Origin of the sequence: Antribacter soli, assembly GCF_021568775.1 — a bacterium.
In the GTDB taxonomy this organism is placed as follows: Bacteria; Actinomycetota; Actinomycetes; order Actinomycetales; family Cellulomonadaceae; genus Antribacter; species Antribacter soli.
On the sequence record NZ_JAKGSG010000049.1, the window covers coordinates 22,294 to 39,429 of the forward strand.

At 73.2% G+C, this 17,136-nt stretch carries 9 protein-coding genes; all 9 read right to left on the reverse strand.

Features of this window, described 5'->3' with window-relative positions:
• Positions 1-30: 30 nt before the first annotated feature.
• Entirely contained in the window at positions 31-729 is a 699-nt protein-coding gene (locus L1785_RS17750; protein WP_236090617.1) for a hypothetical protein, read from the reverse strand.
• Between the two features lie 96 nt (positions 730-825).
• Positions 826-2,517, reverse strand: coding sequence for a serine/threonine protein kinase (locus L1785_RS17755; protein ID WP_236090618.1), 1,692 nt, complete (start codon positions 2,515-2,517; stop codon positions 826-828).
• 28 nt (positions 2,518-2,545) lie between these two features.
• Positions 2,546-4,270, reverse strand: coding sequence for an FHA domain-containing protein (locus tag L1785_RS17760; protein WP_236090619.1), 1,725 nt, complete (start codon positions 4,268-4,270; stop codon positions 2,546-2,548).
• On the reverse strand, positions 4,267-5,202 hold the full coding sequence (locus L1785_RS17765) for a PP2C family protein-serine/threonine phosphatase (RefSeq protein WP_236090620.1): 936 nt from the start codon (positions 5,200-5,202) through the stop codon (positions 4,267-4,269). The genes L1785_RS17760 and L1785_RS17765 overlap by 4 nt, the downstream gene beginning before the upstream one ends.
• Positions 5,199-6,827: an RDD family protein gene (locus L1785_RS17770; RefSeq protein WP_236090621.1), complete on the reverse strand. Its 1,629-nt coding sequence runs from the start codon at positions 6,825-6,827 to the stop codon at positions 5,199-5,201. The genes L1785_RS17765 and L1785_RS17770 overlap by 4 nt, the downstream gene beginning before the upstream one ends.
• Positions 6,824-9,349 carry a transglutaminase-like domain-containing protein gene (locus L1785_RS17775; protein WP_236090622.1) on the reverse strand — a complete coding sequence of 842 codons (2,526 nt, stop codon included), beginning with the start codon at positions 9,347-9,349 and terminating at the stop codon, positions 6,824-6,826. The genes L1785_RS17770 and L1785_RS17775 overlap by 4 nt, the downstream gene beginning before the upstream one ends.
• Positions 9,346-10,536: a DUF58 domain-containing protein gene (locus L1785_RS17780; RefSeq protein WP_236090623.1), complete on the reverse strand. Its 1,191-nt coding sequence runs from the start codon at positions 10,534-10,536 to the stop codon at positions 9,346-9,348. The genes L1785_RS17775 and L1785_RS17780 overlap by 4 nt, the downstream gene beginning before the upstream one ends.
• Positions 10,533-11,507, reverse strand: a complete 975-nt coding sequence (locus tag L1785_RS17785; RefSeq protein ID WP_236090624.1) for an AAA family ATPase — start codon at positions 11,505-11,507, stop codon at positions 10,533-10,535. The genes L1785_RS17780 and L1785_RS17785 overlap by 4 nt, the downstream gene beginning before the upstream one ends.
• A gap of 37 nt (positions 11,508-11,544) precedes the next feature.
• A complete protein-coding gene (locus L1785_RS17790; protein ID WP_236090625.1) occupies positions 11,545-17,115 on the reverse strand; it encodes an Ig-like domain-containing protein in 5,571 nt (1,856 codons plus the stop codon).
• Positions 17,116-17,136: the final 21 nt, after the last annotated feature.

Genomic DNA, 17,136 nt, shown 5'->3' on the forward strand with positions numbered 1-17,136 from the left:
GGTGGCCTGGACCCTCGTGGGTAGCGCGCGTCAGGCTTCGTCCTTCAGGTCAAGGAGGGGCAGGTCTGCGGAGGTCACCAGCCGGGAGGCGACGGCGTACTCGACGAGGCGGGCCCGGCGGTTCGTCGCCAGGGCGCCTACCCCGCCGCGCAGGCCCTTCACGCCGATCCGGTCGAGCTTGTCGCAGACGTTGTCGAGCTTGCGGTTGAACCGGGTGGTCGCCCAGCCGAGGCGGTTCGCGGCCGCCGCGGTCGAGGGGATCTCGGACAGGCCCGTCCCCTCGCGGCGGAGCATCGGCTCGGCGAGGGCCACGATGAGCTGCTTCTGGCTGGTGGTGAAGCTGATCATGCCGATCGTCGTCGCCCCCGTGTCCGAGTCCTCCGAGTGGATCTCGTGGTACGGCGCGTCGTCGAGCGCCGCCGTGAGCTCATAGGTGGTGGGGCCGGCGGTGAACACGATCGACGTGGTGGGGAACACCAGCGGGAGCCGGTTGCCCGGGGGCAGCCAGGACTGCACGCCGCCACCCGAGTCGCACACCGTGGCCGAGATCAGGGTGCCGACGTTCGCCAGCCACCAGATCCCGTCCTCGTGCGCCACGCGCATGAACCTGCGGTGCAGGTACGGGTTGTCGTCGATCGCGAGATCGCCCTCGCGCCCGATGTCGAACGGCTCGCCGCCCGCCTCGGGCCGGAACCACTCGCCGCAGAACTCGATCGCGAGTCCGCTCATCGTCCCCCTGCCCCCCGTCCCGGGCGGGCCTCCCGCCCGGCTCCCGAACCATCGTCGTCACTTCGTCGTCGTCACCCTCGGCCGTCACCCGCGCCGTCACTCCGGCACGCAGAGCTGCTGCGGGTTCGTGGAAGCCTTGCCCGCCCGCACCACGACCACCTCGATGCACGCCTGGCCGGACTCCCCGAGGTCCACGGTCACGGTCGTCTCCGTCGTGACCAGGTAGCTCGGCTCCCCGGTCGCCGAGAGCTGCGCCCACGCGTAGGTGTCGCCCTCCAACGGCTCCTCGGGCGGCGACCACGTGAACACGACCTGCTCGCCCGACACCGTACCGGTCAGGTCTGACACGGGCGGCACGAGCGCGCCGAGGTTGTCCTGGGGTGCCTGCGTCTGCTGCCCGGCCGTCTCGTCCGGGCCCGGTTCGTCGTCCCCGCCGGAGCTGACCAGGGCCCATACGCCGATCGTCGCCGCGACCAGCACCCCGACCCCGGCCACGAGGGGCCACAGCGGCCGACGCCGCTCAGCCGCCTCCGCCTCCGTCCCCTCCTGCGCGGGTGCGGCGGGCACCGCGGTCCGGTGCACGGTCTCCTCGACGGACGCGCCGGCCCAGGCCGAGCTGACCGCGGGGACGTCGGACCACGACGACCCCTGCGACCACGACGGGCCGGTGCCCGCTCCCACCTGCGCCGGAGCTGGTGCAAGAGGGGGCGCCCCGACGGACGCGACCGGGACGGAGAAGCCCGACGTACCCCCCGGCCCGGACGAGGTGACCGGCGAGGGCGGGGCCTGCGCCGGCCCGCGCAGGGCGGCGGTCCCGGACGTGCCGCCGACCGGACCCCCCGCTCCCGGGTCGATCGAGACGACGTTGCGCAGGCGCGTGCCGTCCTCGCCCTCGCCGTCCTCCTGCACCTGGCCCGACTCGTCGAGCAGGTCGATGGGCGTGACGTCGCGCGCGAGCTCGACCTGCACCTGCTGCAGGGCGCGCGCGAACGCCAGCACGGTCGGGTACCGCGACGTCGGGGACTTCGCCATGGCCGTCGCCAGGACGCGCTCGAGCGAGGCCGGGACGTCCGTGCGGGAGATCGACGGCAGGGACCCGGTCTCGATGCGCTGGACGAGGTCCGCGGACCCGTTCGAGCCGCCCGGCACCTCGAACGGCGTGCGGCCCGCCAGGAGCGTGTAGCACGTGGCCGCCAGGGCCCAGACGTCCGTCGCGAGGCCGCTCATCGGCGGGTCGCCGAACGACTCCGGCGGAGACCACGGGATCGACATGCCCTCCGCGACGGACGCCGAGTCGACGGTCGAGGAGATGCCGAAGTCCGTCAGTGCGGGGTGCCCGAACTGGGTGACGAGGATGTTCGCCGGCTTGAGGTCGCGGTGCAGGATGCCGAGCCGGTGCGCCGTCTCGACGGCGCCCGCCACCTGGATGGTGATGCGCAGCGCCTCCGCCACCGAGAACCGCTCGGACCGGTACCGCGCGCCGAGGTTCGGGCGCGAGCAGTACTCCATGGCGAGGTAGGGACGGCCGTCGGTGGCCACGCCCGACTCGTACATCGTCACGATCGACGGGTGGTTGCCCAGGATCGCCATCAGGTCGGCCTCGGCGTCGAACGCCGCCCGCTGCGTCTCGGTCGACCACTCCTTGAGCAGGACCTTGACCGCGACCTTGCGTCGCGGCCGCTGCTGCTCGTAGAGGAAGACGTCGGAGAACCCGCCCGAGCCGATGAGCTTGCGGTACTCGTAGCCCTGGATCTCCGGCGGCGCCGACGGCGCCCGCTTGCTGCTCACGCGTTTCCTCCCGGCGCCTCGCGGCGCGTCACCAGATGCCCTCGAACGTCAGCGTCACGCCGTCGCCCAGATCCACGACGTCGCCGTCGGCGACGAGCTCCTTCTCGTTCGGGTGCAGGCGCCGCGGCGGCTGACCCGGACGCAACAATGTCGTCCCGTTCGTCGTCGCGAGGTCCGCGACCAGGACGTGCCAGTCCTCCAGCGTGACGTGCACGTGCGAGCGCGAGATGTCCTGCTGCGGGCTCGACACGGTCACGAGCCGGGGCATGTCCGACGCGGACGCCGAGGGCGTCCGCGGGCGGCGGCCCACGATGACCGGCCGGTCCAGCTCCACGACCTGGCTCCCCCTGGCACCCACGGCTCCACTCGTCGCGGTGCCGCCCGTGACCACCACGCGGCCGAGCGACGGGCGGGCGGCCAGGTGGGCGTCGCCGTCCAGCGACGCCCCGCACGTGCGGCACGTGCCGCGCGACGGCGGGTTCGGGTGACCGTTGGTGCAGGTCTGGGCGAGGATCTGCTGCGCGCCCGGGGCGGGCGGCGCAGTGAACTTCGGCGCCTCGCCGAGCCCGGCGGCCGCCCGCAGGTCCGCGATCGCGGACGACATCACCGTGTGCCCGTCGTGGTCCAGACCGCCCTCAGGTGCCTCGAGCCCCGGCTCCGGGTCCGGCGGTGCGGCGGCGTCTCCCGGCGCCAGGTCCACCTGGGCGGCGCGGTTCCTCGCAGCCGGCGATGCGCCTGTCCACAGGCGCGGCAGGCTCGTCACGAGACCCGGGACCTCTGAGATCAGGCCGCCTTCCTCCTCCGCGGCCGGGCCAGGGACGGCGGGGGCGGGGGCAGGGGCAGGGGCGGCGACCGGCTCGGCCGCCGGCGCTGCGGCGGGGGCCGCCTCGGCCTCCTCCTCGCCCTCCTCGGCCTCCACCGGGCGCACCGCCGCGTCCTCGACGCGGCGCATCACCGTCTCGCCCCACAGGTGCAGGTAGTCGTCGTCGCCCCCACCCAGCTGGGTCGCCTCCGGCGACCCTGCAGCAGCCGGCACCGGCTCGCCCGCGGGCACGCCGGTGTGCGCGGGCACAGCACCGCCGACCGCGGCCGACGGGCCGTCGAACTCAGGCGCGAGGGTCTCCTCCGACGCGCGGGCGAAGGCCCCGCCTGCCGACGCCGCGGCGGCGGCGGCCACGGCCGCCGGGCTCGGGGCGGGAGCGAACCGCGGCAGCCCGTCGAGGACACCGTGGACAGTGGACTCGTCGAGCTCGCTCGCGTCCCCCGCGGCGGACGACATCGCGCCGGGCACGACCTCGCGGCGCACCGCGCCGACCAGGACCACGCCCGAGTCGACAGGCAGGCCCGGCGCGGCGAACGCGCCCGACACGGTCACGTCGAAGGCGGTGACGCCCGAGACCACACGTTCCGACCAGGAGATGACGTCCGAACCGTCCACGGAGACGGGACCCGTCGTCGTCTGCACCGTCACGGTCACGCCGGTGCCACGGACCGCGACGTGCGCCGTGCCCGGGGCTGGTGCCGCCGCCGACCCTGCCTCCGTGACCGCGAGCACAGCGAACTGCGGGACGTCCTTGAGGCCGCCGCCGAGGGAGGTCAGGACGCCGAGCGCCTCGGCCACGCCCGCCCCCGGGGCGGCCAGCTCGGCCCAGAGCCGCGCGGGGACGTCGTCCGGCCGGGAGCCGGGCAGGACGACGAGGGCGTCGCCGCGGACCACCGCGCACGCGGCCCCGGTCGTGTACTGCACGGTCATGCGCTTCCCCTCGACTCCGCCGGCGCCTCGCCGACGCCTTGCTCCGACAGGTCTGCCCCGTCCTCAGCCTCCTGCTCCTGGCCCGACCCGGCGTCCGGTGCGCGCCAGGCGGGGAACGCGTCGCGCGGCAGCGTGTCGTCGTCCGCCGTCCCGGCGTCCCCGCGCGGCAACGTGTCGGCGCCCGATGAGGAGGTCCCCACACCGGTCGCGTCTACCACGATGACCGTGATGTTATCCCTGCCACCAGCGGCGATGGCCGCCTCGACCAGCGCGCCCGCCGCCTGCTGCGGGTCCGGCCGGGTGAGCAGGATCTCCGCGATCCCCACGTCCGTGATCTCGCCCGTGAGGCCGTCGGAGCAGACGAGCACCCGGTCGTGCGCCACGACGGGGACGTAGCGGAAGTCGGCGCGCGGCTCGTCGTGGGACCCCAGCGCCCGCGTGATGACGTTCCGCCGCGGGTGCGTCCGCGCCTCGTCCCGCGTCAGCACGCCGGCGTCGATCAGCTCCTGCACCTCCGAGTGGTCCACGCTGACCTGGTCCAGACGGCCGCCCGAGAGCAGGTACGTGCGCGAGTCACCCACGTTGACGAACAGCCAGTACGCGATGTCCTCCAGGTAGGCCACCACGACGCCCGTGAGCGTGGTGCCCGCCCCACGGCCGGCCGGCCCCGTGTCGATGGCGCGCACCCGCTCCTGCGCCACGGTGAGGAGCGCCTCGACGTGCTGAGGCTCGATCCTCGGCAGCTCCGTCAGCGGGCGCAGCGCGTCGAGCGCCGTCGCGGAGGCCACCTCGCCCGCGTCGTGACCACCCATCCCGTCCGCGACGAGGAACACCCCGCCCGCCGCCAGGTACCCGTCCTCGTTCAGCTGTCGGCGCACGCCCCGGTGCGACGACGCACCCCAGGCGATCGTCAGCTCCGGATCGGCGGTCATGCCTGGCCCTGCGGGTGCACCAGGACGCGGCGGTCGCCCAGGTGGATCGTCGAGCCCACCGGGACGCGGACCCGCGCCCCCGGCTCCGCCACACGCGGCGGCAGGCCCGGCGCGGAGACCACCGAACCGTTCGTGGAGCCGCGGTCCGTCAGCCAGAGGCCCGCCGAGTCCACGCCCAGCTCTGCGTGCGTCTTCGACACCGACCGGGTCGGGTCGTCGATCTTCACGAGGATCGCGTGCGCCCCGTCCGTGGACTGCGGGTTCCGGCCGATCAGCGCGGGGCCGTCCACCACGTGCCGAGAGCCCGACTCGAGCTCCAGCACCACCGTCGTCAGCGGCGCCGGCGTCAGCACGCCCGGCGACGTCGGCAGCCCCATGCGCGTCGTGTCCCAGGAGGGCTGCTCGCCGGTCGCCTCACCGGGGTGCTGGGCGGGCCGGGTCGGACGCGAGTCGGGCTGCTGGAACGCCGCGGGCGGCGCCTGCGGGGCGGGAGCGTACGGAGCCGGCGCCTGCGGTGCCGGGGCCTGCGGTGCCAGGGGCTGCGCGACGGGCGGCTGCTGTGCCGCCGCGGGGCCGGACGGGCTCGTCACCCCAGGCACACCCGTGATGATCCCGGCGCCCCCGTCGGCGGCAGGCTGCGCGCTCGGGAACGACCACGGGTCGGGCTGCGCGGGCGCGGCGGGCGAGGTCTGCCCGGTGCCCGGGAAAGCCGGTGCCGCCGGTGCGGCCGGCCCGGGCATCGGCGTCGCCCACGGGGAGGTCGCCGGCGGCGGGCCGACCGGGCTGGGCGGAGCCATGGGGGCGACCGTCGCCGGGGCGTACCGCCCGGGTGCGTTCGCCGTCGCCGGCACCGCCGGAATGGTCTCGACGGCGCCCCGCACGTCCACGACGACCGCGCGCGCGACCTTGTCGTGCCAACCCTGCCGGCGGCCACCCTTGTCCCAGAGCGGGCTGAGGAGCACGACGAGCTGCCCCACACCGCACGCGAGCGAACCCAGCGAGACGAGGAGGGTGCGCAGGAAGGCGCGGCCGAAGCCGACGGCCCCGCGGGTCTCCGCGTCGACGGTGCGGATGCCGAGTGCGAGGTTGCCGAGCGTCCGCCCGGTGCGCCCCTCCCAGATCCACATCGTGACCGCGTAGGCCAGGCCGACCAACCCGGAGAGGAGGTACACGCCGCTGAGCCGTCCCAGGAGGTCGTTGGCCTCCTGGGACGTGGTCGCCGTCACCCCGAGGGGGACACCGGCGACCTGGAGCCCGACGAAGCCGATGACACCCACCACGACGCCCGCGACCAGGCCGTCGAGGAGCCAGGCGAGGAACCGGCGGCCCACCCCCGCGTACGGGGCGGCGGGCACCTCCGGCGCAGCGGTCATCCGTGTGGGCCGGACCGTCGCGGTGTACATCTCCGGCTCGGTCGCCGCGTTGGGCTCGCTGTGCCGGTAGACCGGCCCGGAGACGGCGCTGCGTCCGGCGGCCCCGGCCGCAGCCGCCACCTGCCCGACGGGCCCGGCCACGGGCTCCGCGACCGGCCTGCCGGTGCGCGGGAACTCGCGCCCGCACACGGCGCAGTAAGGGGATCCGGCGGCCTGCGGCGAACCGCACCCCGCACAGACGACGTCGGTCATCGAGCCTCCCGCTTCGATCTCCCGGGCTTCCGGGGCGCCGCGGACCTGTCCGCCGCACTCCGCTTCACGAACCCTCCGGCCCGCTGCAGCAGGTGACCCCACACCGCCCGGACCTCGCCGCTCGTGAGCCCGGCCCGTGCCCGGATCGAGCGCAACGACAACGCCGCGCGCAGTCGTTGCCGCCTGCTGAGGCCAGAGCGTAACCCGCCGACCAGTGCTTCCACCTCTCGCCAGAACGCGGCGACCTCCGCCTCGGTGGGTTCGGCGGCGCCGAACACCGTGGCGTCGGCCCGGTGCGCGAGCGTGAGAGTGGCCGGTGCGCGATGCGTCCCCGCGATGAGACCGGCGCCCTCGCGGCGCGTCGCCCCGGACGGCACCGTGGTGCCCAGGTCCGTCACGGCGTCGACCACCTCGTGCCAGCCGCCGCTGACGCGGTCGACGAGCCGGTCGGCGGACCGCCGTCGCGCCGTACGCCGCGCCTTGTACGCCAGGATGATCATGATCGGCAGGAGGATGAGCACGAGCGGGACCGCCACCGCCACCAGGACCAGCCCGAACAGGCCCCAGTCGAAGCCCTCGTTGTCGGCCTCGTCCTCCTCGTCGTCCTCGACGTTGCCGGCCTTCGCCTTGGCCGGCTCCTCCGGGGGCTCCGGCTCCTCGAGCACAGGCGGCTTCGGCACCTGCTCGCTCTTCGGCTCGGGCTGGATCTTCGTGTCCTCGTCGGGGATCACGTCGATCGGCACCCAGCCGTAGCCCTCGAAGGGCACCTCGACCCACGCGTGGACGTCGCCGCCCAGGACGGCCCAGTCCTCGCCGGCCTCGAGCGGCGGCGCCTCGGGGTCGCGGTAGAAGCCCATGACGACGCGGGCGTCGATGCCGGCCTGCCGGGCCATGAGGGCGAGCGCGACCGCGAACTGCTCGTCGTCGCCGACCATCTTCTCGTCGCCGATGAGCAGGTCGATGCGGTCGGCCGAGTGGCCGGGGCGCGAAGGCGGCTGGGTCTCCAGACCGCTCGAGTAGACGCCGGACGCGACGAGCGCGTCGCGCAGCAGGTACAGCTTGGTGACCGGGTCCGTCTCCTCGCCGGTGAACTGCGCAGCCTTGGCCGAGGCACCCGACGGCAGGTCCTGCTTGTCCATCTCGGGCAGCTCGACGTCGGCGATCGTGGCCGCCTTCAGGAGGTCCTCGGCGGGCGGCACGGTCAGCAGGGTCTGCAACGTGTACGTGTCGCCGGGGCGGATGCCCGCGGTCGTGATCGCGGTCTCGGTGACCGAGTTGTAGTACGTGGTGCCCTGCTGGTCGCCGGCCCGGTCGCCCGACCACGTGATGCCGGTCAGGTCGCCAGCCTCGGGGACCCAGACGCCGTCGTACCCCGTGACGGAGACCGTGACCGTGGCCGGCGCGCCCGTGGCCGAGGTCGTGATCTCCTCGCCGACGCGCGTGAAGACGCCCGTGGCCGCACGGTCGCCGGAGGCGTCGAAGACGACGCCGTCGTAGCTGTCGAGCGTGGCGAGCCGGACGCGGGAGCCTTCGGGCAGCCCGCTCACGGTGAAGAGCTCGGTCTCCTTGAGGTCCTTCGAGTAGCGACGGAACGCGGTGAGCGGGCTCGTGAACTCGTGCAGGTCGAGCGGCGGCGTGACGGTCTCGCGCAGGACGGTCCGCGGCTCGGCGGGCAGGAGCGCAGGGCCTGCGAAGCCTGCCGCGACGGCCGCGACCGCGAGCATCGTGGCGCCCGTCCGCACGCGGTACCAGCGCAGGCGACTGGTCGCCTCCCGGCTCGAGTCCGTCATGACGGAGTGCGTGCCGACACGCGCCTCCATGACCCGGACCGCGCCCCACAGCAGCGCGACGATCGTGATCACCAGGCCCTGCACCAGCGGGAACGCGGCCTCCGGGGTGCCGAGGAGGATCACGCCGACCAGGCCCACGAGCACCGGGACGATCGCCCAGGCAGCGTGCCGTGCCCGCCACGCGACCGTGCCCGCCACGAGCGAGACGACCAGCATCAGCAGGAACGGGACGATCGCGAGGTCCGGGAACGAGTGCATCGGCGGGACGGTGGTGACGAACTCCTTCCAGCCGTGCACCGCGCCGAGCAGCAGGTCGCGCAGGGTGTCGAGGGTGGGGATCACGCCCGCGAGCGTGGTGCGGGGCAGGGCGAGCGCCCCGCCCGTCAGCAGGTAGGCCAGAACGGCCGCGGCCAGCACCGCGACCGCCGGCCAGCGCCGCCAGGCGCCGAGCCACGCGACCAGCAGGCCGACGACGGTGCCGCCGACCGCGGGCGCCAGGTAACCGGTTGTGCCCCAGACCGGCCCGAAGCCCACCAGGACCGCCCCGAGCATCACGACGAGCGCGAGCGCGTCGATCGCGGCCCCGCGCGTCACGGCACGCGGCAGGTCTGCGCCCTTTCGGCGCGTCGTCCCGCGTCCGGTCCCGGTGTAGGTGGCCGACGCCGGCGCCCCGGCTCGGGCGGCGCGCTCACCCGGGAACGCACCGCCTCGGGTCGTGTACTCGTCGCTCATCCGTCGCTCATCTTCCGCAGGGCAAGGGGCAGGTCACCGAGCCGGCCGAGCGTCATGACGCTCAGGTCACCGATGGTGTGCCGGCTCAGCGACGCACCCGGGACGCACTGGACGGCCATCACCTGCACGCCCGCGGGCAGGCGGGCGGAGGCGGCACGCAGGTCGGCAGGCGTCACGCGCGAGCCGACGACGAACGCGATGACGGAGGCGTCGGTGACGGTGGCGCCGGCCACCCGCGCGAGCTCGACGAGGCGGCCGCGGCTGGGCTTCAGCTCGAGCCGGGACAGGTCGTCGAGCAGTCGCGTGCGGTTGTCGCCCCGCACGAAGCCCGCGTTGACGAGCACCGTCACGCCGCGGTCCTCCTTGATGGCCTGCAGGCCGAGCGAGCCGCACACGCTGACGGCGAGCTCGAACTCGTCGTCGTGCGCGTAGTCGTCCGCGCGCGTCGACAACAGGACCGCGAGGTGCGAGCGGCGCGTCTCCTCGAACTGGCGGACCATGAGCTGGCCGGTGCGCGCCGTCGTCTTCCAGTGGATGTGCCGCCGGTCGTCGCCGGGGACGTAGTCGCGCAGGGCGTGGAACGAGACGTCGGAGTTCGAGATGTCCGTGGTGACGCGGCCCTCGAGGTCCTTGAGGAAGCCCGTCGACGAGCCCGCGAGGTTCTTCACGCGGGGGTGCACGAACAGCTCTTCCGCCTGCGTCCACGTCATCTCGCGGCGCAGCAGGCCGAGCGGGTCGGCCCGGACCGACTTGACCGGGCCGACGCTGATCACGCTCCGGCGGCGCGTGGGGATCGTGAAGATCTCCTCGTGCGTGGCGCCGGAGCGCAGGCGCGGCACGGGGAACGCGGCGGTGCCCGTGCCGACGGGCAGCTCCATCACCGAGGGCAGCAGCGCCCGGCCGGACGCGTTGCGCACGTCGAGCCGGCCGACGGCGCGGTCGCCGACGGTGACCCGGTGCTGGGCGAGGTCCAGCACCACGTCGTAGCGGAACCGCCCGAGCACGAACGCCGTCGCGGCCAGCAGCGTGACCGTGAGCAGGACCGCTGCTATCAGCACCTCCAGCCACGAGAGCACGAAGCCCGCCACCCATGCCGCCACCGCGGCGGCGAGCACCGCGAGGCCGAACCCGCTGAACGTGTCGGTCACGGGCTTCAGGGCCCGGATGCCCCCCTGCGCCCACCTCATGCCGAGCGACGCTCCTGCGGCGCGGCGACGTCGGAGAGGATGCGGGAGAGCACGACGTCGGACTGGGCGCCCGCGAACTCCGCCTCCGGGTCGAGCACGAAGCGGTGGCCCCACACCGGGTGCGCGAGCTCCTTCACGTCGTCCGGCAGCACGTAGTTGCGGCCGTGGGCGGCCGCCCACACCTTCGTCGCGCGCACCAGTGCCAGGGCCCCACGGACCGAGACGCCGATCCGCACCTCGGGCGCGTTACGGGTCTCCTCCGTCAGCCGGGACACGTACTCCAGCACCGCCGTGTCCGTGTGGACCATCGCGGCCAGCTCGGCCATCTCCGTGACGGCCCGCGTCGTGATGAGCGGGGTGAGGCCCTTGGACCGGTCACGCACCGCCGAGCCCGAGAGGATCTCCACCGTGGACGCGTGGTCCGGGTAGCCGACGGACGTCTTCATGAGGAAGCGGTCCAGCTGCGCCTCCGGCAGGCGGTACGTACCGGCCTGCTCGATGGGGTTCTGGGTCGCGATCACCATGAACGGGCGGCCGGCCTCGTGCGCCACGCCGTCGACCGTGATCCGCGCCTCCTCCATGACCTCCAGGAGGGCCGACTGCGTCTTCGGCGAGGCACGGTTGATCTCGTCCGCGAGCACGATCGACGCGAAGACCGGGCCGGGGTGGAAGTCGAACTTGCCCGTCTTCTGGTCGTAGATCGTCACGCCCGTCACGTCGGACGGCAGCAGGTCCGGCGTGAACTGGATGCGGCTCTGCGTGCCCTGCACCGAGGCCGCGATCGCCCGGGCGAGCGACGTCTTGCCGGTGCCCGGGGCGTCCTCCAGGAGGAGGTGGCCCTCGGCGAGCATGCAGGTCAGCGCCAGGCGCACGACGTGTGCCTTGCCCAGCACGGCCTGGCCGATGTTGCCGACGAGCCGGTCGAAGGTCTGGGCGAACCAGGCCGCCTGCTCGGGGGTCATCGTGGTCATGTCTAGTCTTCCTCGCTTGTCGTTCGTGCCATGGGAGTCACCAGGTGCGCGCGTTGGACTCGTAGTAGCGGACGCCGTCGATCACGACACCGACCTCCGTCCCGGGGTAGCCGTAGTAGCAGTTGAGCTGGACCGTGCCGTTCGCGGGCAGGTTGTACGTGCGGCTGTGACCGGAGTACACGATGTTGTGCCAGCCCGAGGTGCTCGCGTTGGTGCCGGACCAGCACTCGACGCTGTGGTTTCCGGCGGAGAAGTCGGAGGTGGTCACCCGGTAGTAGGCGCACGACGGGTCGCTGCACCCGGGCTGGCCCACGGCGCTGTCGCCGCGCGTCACCCAGGCCCGAGGCTGGGGGGCGGGGTCGGTGCTGCCGGTGTCGCTGCCCCAGCTACCGCAGCCCGCCGCGTTGCACGCACGGGCGCGCAGCGTGAACGTCTGGTCGTAGCCCGCCGGCACCCCGACGTCGAACGGCCAGGAGTTCGACGACCCGTTGCCGCTCGTACCCCGCGTGAACTCCCACTCGATCCTCGTGACCGCGTTGCCGCCGTCGTCGCCCGGCCCGCGCATCGTGAAGTGCCCGTCCGTCGCGCTGTCCTTGACCCAGGTCACGCCAGGCACGCCCGGGGTCGTGTAGGGGTACAGCTCGTTGGACGCGCCCGACGCGGCGGAGCACGTGTACTGGTTGCACGCGCGCACCCGGAACGTGTACCTGGTGCCGTAGGTCATCGTGTACGTGGCCGGCGAGCTCGCGTTCCCCCAGGCGCCGCCGTTGACGCTCATCTGGTAGTACCCGCCGGGACCCCGGAAGGTCGCGACCGGGCTCCACGTCACCGTCGCCGTGCGGTCCGCCGCATTGGTGTGCGCAGCCCTCGGTGCGCCCGGCGTGTCCGGTGTGCCGTAGGGCACGACGGCGTTCGACTGGCCGCTGGCCGGGGAGTCACCTGCCTTGTTGTGCGCCACCACGGTGAACGTGTAAGAGGCGTTTGTATCGAGGTTCTGAATCACCTGCGATGTGCCCGAAATGTTTGTCACCGAGTCGACCTTTGACCCGTTCTTCAACACGTCAAGGTTGTAATAGTGAACGGCGTCACCGTTGTTCGCAGGGGTGGTCCACCGGACGGTGATCTGACCACCGGAGTCCAGAGCGGTCGGAGTACGCTCCGCCGTCGGCGCTGCCGGCTGCGCGGGCGGGCCGGCGGGCGTCTCCGGAGCGGAGGGCACCGACCAGTCCGACGGGTCTGGCGCTCGATTCACGGCCTGCACCCGCACCGTGTAGGCGGTGCCGTTGCGCAGGCCCTGCCACACGACCTGGTTCCCGGCGACGCACGTCTTCTCGATGCGCCCGTCCACCGGGGCGGGCGAGATCTCCAGGTTCACGCACTCGATCGGCGACCGGTCCGTGTACGTCTTGTTCACCCAGGTGACGGTCAGCGACTGGTCGCCGAAGGTCAGCGTCGGTGGCTGCGGCTGGTCCGGCTTCGCATCCGGGCGAACCTCGTCCGACGGCGGGGAGGCAGGGCCTTCGTCCACCTCGTTCGTCGCTGAGACGGTGAACGTGTAGACCACGTCGTTCGTCAGGCCGTCCAGCGTGCAGGTCGTGGTGGCGCACTCCTTGCTGTAGCCGTTGTTCGACCGGACCGTGTAGCCGGTGATCTCCGCGCCGTTGTTGTTCGGCGGGTCCCAGCTCAGGACGACGGTGTGCGACCGGACCTCCTCGACGCGCGGCTTCGCCGGCGCCTCCGGCTTCCCGAGCACGGTCACCTGGATGCGGCCGTCGACCTCGCGGTCGGGGTCCTTCGTCGCGTCCTGCACCCGGTAGCGCACGACCATCACGCCCACGAAGCTGTCGGCGGGGGTGATCGACACCTGGTCACCCGAGTATTCGGCCGTGCCGCTGCCGGTCTCGATGATCGGCTTCCCGCCGGTCAGCTCGAGCGGCGTCTCGGGGAACGGGTTCGAGTCGTTGGCCGTCACGTCGACCCGGGTCTCCTCGCCCTGGTGGGCGCCGTCGACCACGTCGTCGTTCGCCCGGGCCAGGGGTCGTGTGGACCCGACGACGGTGAGCGTGATCGTCCCCGAGACCGGCGGGTTCTCGTCGTCGGTGACCGTGAACGGCAGCTCCACCGTCGTGCCCTTGGGCACGTCGGCGTTCGCCTGCGCGTCCAGGCGCGTGCCCTCCAGCGAGGTCGTGACACCCTCGGCGCCGCCCGTGACCTGGAACTTCAACGGGTCCTGCTCCGGGTCGGTGACGAACCGGGAGAGGTCCACGGCGGACTCCTCGCCGGCGGCCACCTCGAGCGTTGGGGTGCCGACGATGGCAGGCGGCATGTTCTCCGCCGGCACGACGTTGATCGGCAGGGTCAGGACGCTGGTGCGGGCCTCCCCGTCGTCCGGTCCCGAGCCGTCCGTCACCTCGAAGCTGACGGACGCCGCGCCCGCGTAGTCCTCGCGCGAGGTGTAGACGATCGTGGTGGGGCCTGTGACCTGGTGGTCGCCCTCCGTCGCCTTCACCTCGGACTCCTCGGTGAGGCGTGGCGTACGGCCCTCGGCCACCACCACGTACTGGGTGATGTCGATGTCGAGCGGCTGCCCGCTGATCGCGTCGAGCGGCTGCAGGTCGGGGCGCAGGTGGGGCCCCATGCGTGACGGGTCGCCCGGCACGCGCACGAACGCCGTCGCCTCGAGGCCGTCGATGTCCGTGACCGTGTACTCGACGATCTGCGGCTCGTCCGTCAGGGCGACGGTCACCTCGCCGTCCTCGGTCACCGAGGCGTTGCCCGGCTCGACCGCAAGCTCGAGGTCCGCGGGGACGCCGTCGGGGTCCGAGTCGTTGCGCAGCACGTCGACGGTGACCGAGCCGGTCTCGATGTCGTCGAGCGACACGATGTCGTCGCGGGCCACGGGGCGCAGCAGTGGTGCGTCCGCGGCCACGTCGACCGTGATGGCGCCGGTCCCCCGGGCGGAGAACGCGTCCTGGATGCCGTAGTAGAAGGAGTACGAGCCCTCGTCGCCGGGCGCCGTGACGACCACGCGGTCGTCCGCGACCTGGGCGTCCATGGTGTTCTCACCCTCGAAGGAGTTCTCAAGCAGGCCGATCTGGTCGCCGTCGGGGTCGGAGTCGTTGGCGAGCGCGTCGATCGCGACCGTGCGGCCGGGCCGGACCAGCGTCTGGTCGTCCATGGTCACCGGCGACTGGTTCACGTCCGGCGGCACCGCGATGCCCACGCGCACGGTGCCCTCCGCGATCGCGCCGCGGGTGTCGACGGCGGTGTAGGTGAACGAGTCGGAGCCCGACGCACTGGCGGACGCCGTGTAGTCCAGGTAGCCCTCGTCGATCCGCACGGTCCCCTTCGTGGGCGCGGACGAGATCGAGCCGAGCATGACGTAGTCGCCGTCGGGGTCGGCGCCCTCCAACGGCAGCGTGATGCGCACGGTGCCGCCGGTCAGGACCCGGGCGTCGACGTCGGGCAGCTGCGGCGCCGCGTTCTCCTTCCCGTCGACCACGCGGATCGTCACCTGGGCGGAGTCCTTCTGGCCGTTCGGGTCGGCGACCTCGTAGACGGCGTACGCCGTGCCCGCCGTCCGGCCGGCGCGGAACCGGACCGCGTCCTCGGAGACGAAGGCCTCGCCGACGACGGCGTCCGGCGACTCGACGAGCTCGTCGTCGAGGGTCAGCTCCAGGCCGTCCGGGTGGCTGTCGTTCTTCAGCACGGGGATCGTCACGACGTCACCGACGTGCACCGTCACCTCGTCGGGCGCTGCCTCCGGCGGCCGCAGCTTGCTGGCCGGCTGGATGGGGATGATGCGCACCTGGCCGACGGCGTTCTGCGCGCCGTTGGAGACCGTGTACTCGATCGTCACCGGACCGTTCAGGTGCTGCACCTCGGTGACCCGCAGCACCTGGTGGGCGAGGACGGCGACGTTCACGCCCGAGCCCTCCGGCACCTGCACCGAGCGTACGACCAGCACGCCGCCCGCCGGGTCGGTGTCGTTGGCGAGCACGTCCACCAGGGCCGACCCACCGGTAGGCAGGAGCACCTGGTCGGACACCGCGACGGGCGGGCCTGCCTCGTCCGGCGGCACCAGGACGTCGACCCGGACGAGGCCCATCGTCGCGTTCGGGCCGTCGCTGACCGTGTAGGTGATGTCGTAGCTGCCCGGGCTGTCGCTCACGAAGCGGAAGGAGCCCGCGGGGTAGTTCGCCGTGATGACGGCCCCCGCCGCCTCGGACACGTTGACGAGCCGCAGGCTGTCGCCGTTCGGGTCGCGGTCGTTGCGCAGCGGGGTCACGGTCACCGGCTGGTCGGCCAGGACGACGACGTGGTCGGAGACCGCGATCGGGGGCTCCTGCGTGGCGACGACGTCGACCAGGAGCCTGCCCTCGGCCACCGCGCCGAGACCGTCGGCGACGGAGAGGGTCACGATCTTCCGGCCGGTCGTGCTGCCACCGTCGCGGAACTCGACCGTGCCGTCGGCCCGGGACCGGACCTCGTCCCCGGCGATGCTCGCGGCGGCCGACTGGAGGATCAGGTCGTCGCCGTCGGGGTCGCGGAAATAGGGCAGAAGCCTGATCGACGCGACGCCGCCCTGCGCCACCTTGAGGACGGGCTCGCCCGTCTGGGCAGGCGGCTCGTTCTCCGTCAGCGGGACCACCTTCAGGTTGACGGTGGCGTCGGCCGTGCCGCCGCGCCCGTCCGCCACGGTGTAGGTGAACGACGTGCCGCCGCTCGCGTTCGCCGGGACCACGGCCTGCAAGGCCGCTCCGCCGAGGACCTGGTTCACGCCGATCTCGCCCTCGGGCGCCTGTTCGACCGACGCCGTCATGACGTCACCGTCTGGGTCGACGTCGTTCGACAGCACGTTGAGAATCGTGGTGCGGCCGGGGCGCACGCCCACCTCGTCGTCCGCGGGCTGCGGCGGCCGGTTAGGCAGCTGCCGGTCAGCGATGAACTGGTCCACCTGCTCCGGCGTCGTCTCCTCGGACTCCTGCTTCTCGCCCTCGGCGTCCTCGGGGATCTTGAGGTCCCAGTCGTCGACCTTCTCGTACTCGTCCGACGCCATCCACAGCGTGCCCGCGGCCAGGTCGTTGAGCACGATGACGTTGCGGTTCACGCGGTACGCCAGCACGCTGCTCGCGTCCACGCCCTCGAGCCGCTTGTTGACGTCGTTGTCGGTGCCCTCGCAGTCGCGCACGATCTGCGCCGTGCTCGACCACACGCCGTAGGTGCAGCCGCCGAGCTGGACGGGCTGAGCCGGGGACCCCTCGGCCCGCCGGACCTCAGCCGTTCCGCCGGAGAGCGGCTGGCGGACCAGGCCGGTCGTCGTGGCGATCACCACGACGTCGGAGTCCGCGGAGGGCTGCTGGAGGCGCGCCTCGGCGCCGTCGGCGACCTCGACCGTGTCGCCGCCCGGCAGCCTGAGCGACGACGTGGTGCGGTCGAGCACGACGGCGTCCTCACCGACCGAGCTGACCTCGACCTCGTCCTGCTTGCCGACGCCGAGGGACTCCTCCTTCACGTCGTCGGCCGCCGCGCCCCTGTCGGTCGTCTCGACGCGGTACAGCTTTGCGTCACCCGGCACCGCGAGGAGCACCGTGCCGCCGCGGGTCACCGCGAGCGAGCCGTCCTTGCC

What these genes read in the sequence shown, in the direction of transcription:
- L1785_RS17780 (WP_236090623.1), bottom strand. Translation starts at nt 10,536, where the DNA reads ATGAGGTGGGCGCAGGGGGGCATCCGGGCCCTGAAGCCCGTGACCGAC.
- L1785_RS17760 (WP_236090619.1), bottom strand. Translation starts at nt 4,270, where the DNA reads ATGACCGTGCAGTACACGACCGGGGCCGCGTGCGCGGTGGTCCGCGGC.
- L1785_RS17785 (WP_236090624.1), bottom strand. Translation starts at nt 11,507, where the DNA reads ATGACCACGATGACCCCCGAGCAGGCGGCCTGGTTCGCCCAGACCTTC.
- L1785_RS17770 (WP_236090621.1), bottom strand. Translation starts at nt 6,827, where the DNA reads ATGACCGACGTCGTCTGTGCGGGGTGCGGTTCGCCGCAGGCCGCCGGA.
- L1785_RS17750 (WP_236090617.1), bottom strand. Translation starts at nt 729, where the DNA reads ATGAGCGGACTCGCGATCGAGTTCTGCGGCGAGTGGTTCCGGCCCGAG.
- L1785_RS17775 (WP_236090622.1), bottom strand. Translation starts at nt 9,349, where the DNA reads ATGAGCGACGAGTACACGACCCGAGGCGGTGCGTTCCCGGGTGAGCGC.
- L1785_RS17765 (WP_236090620.1), bottom strand. Translation starts at nt 5,202, where the DNA reads ATGACCGCCGATCCGGAGCTGACGATCGCCTGGGGTGCGTCGTCGCAC.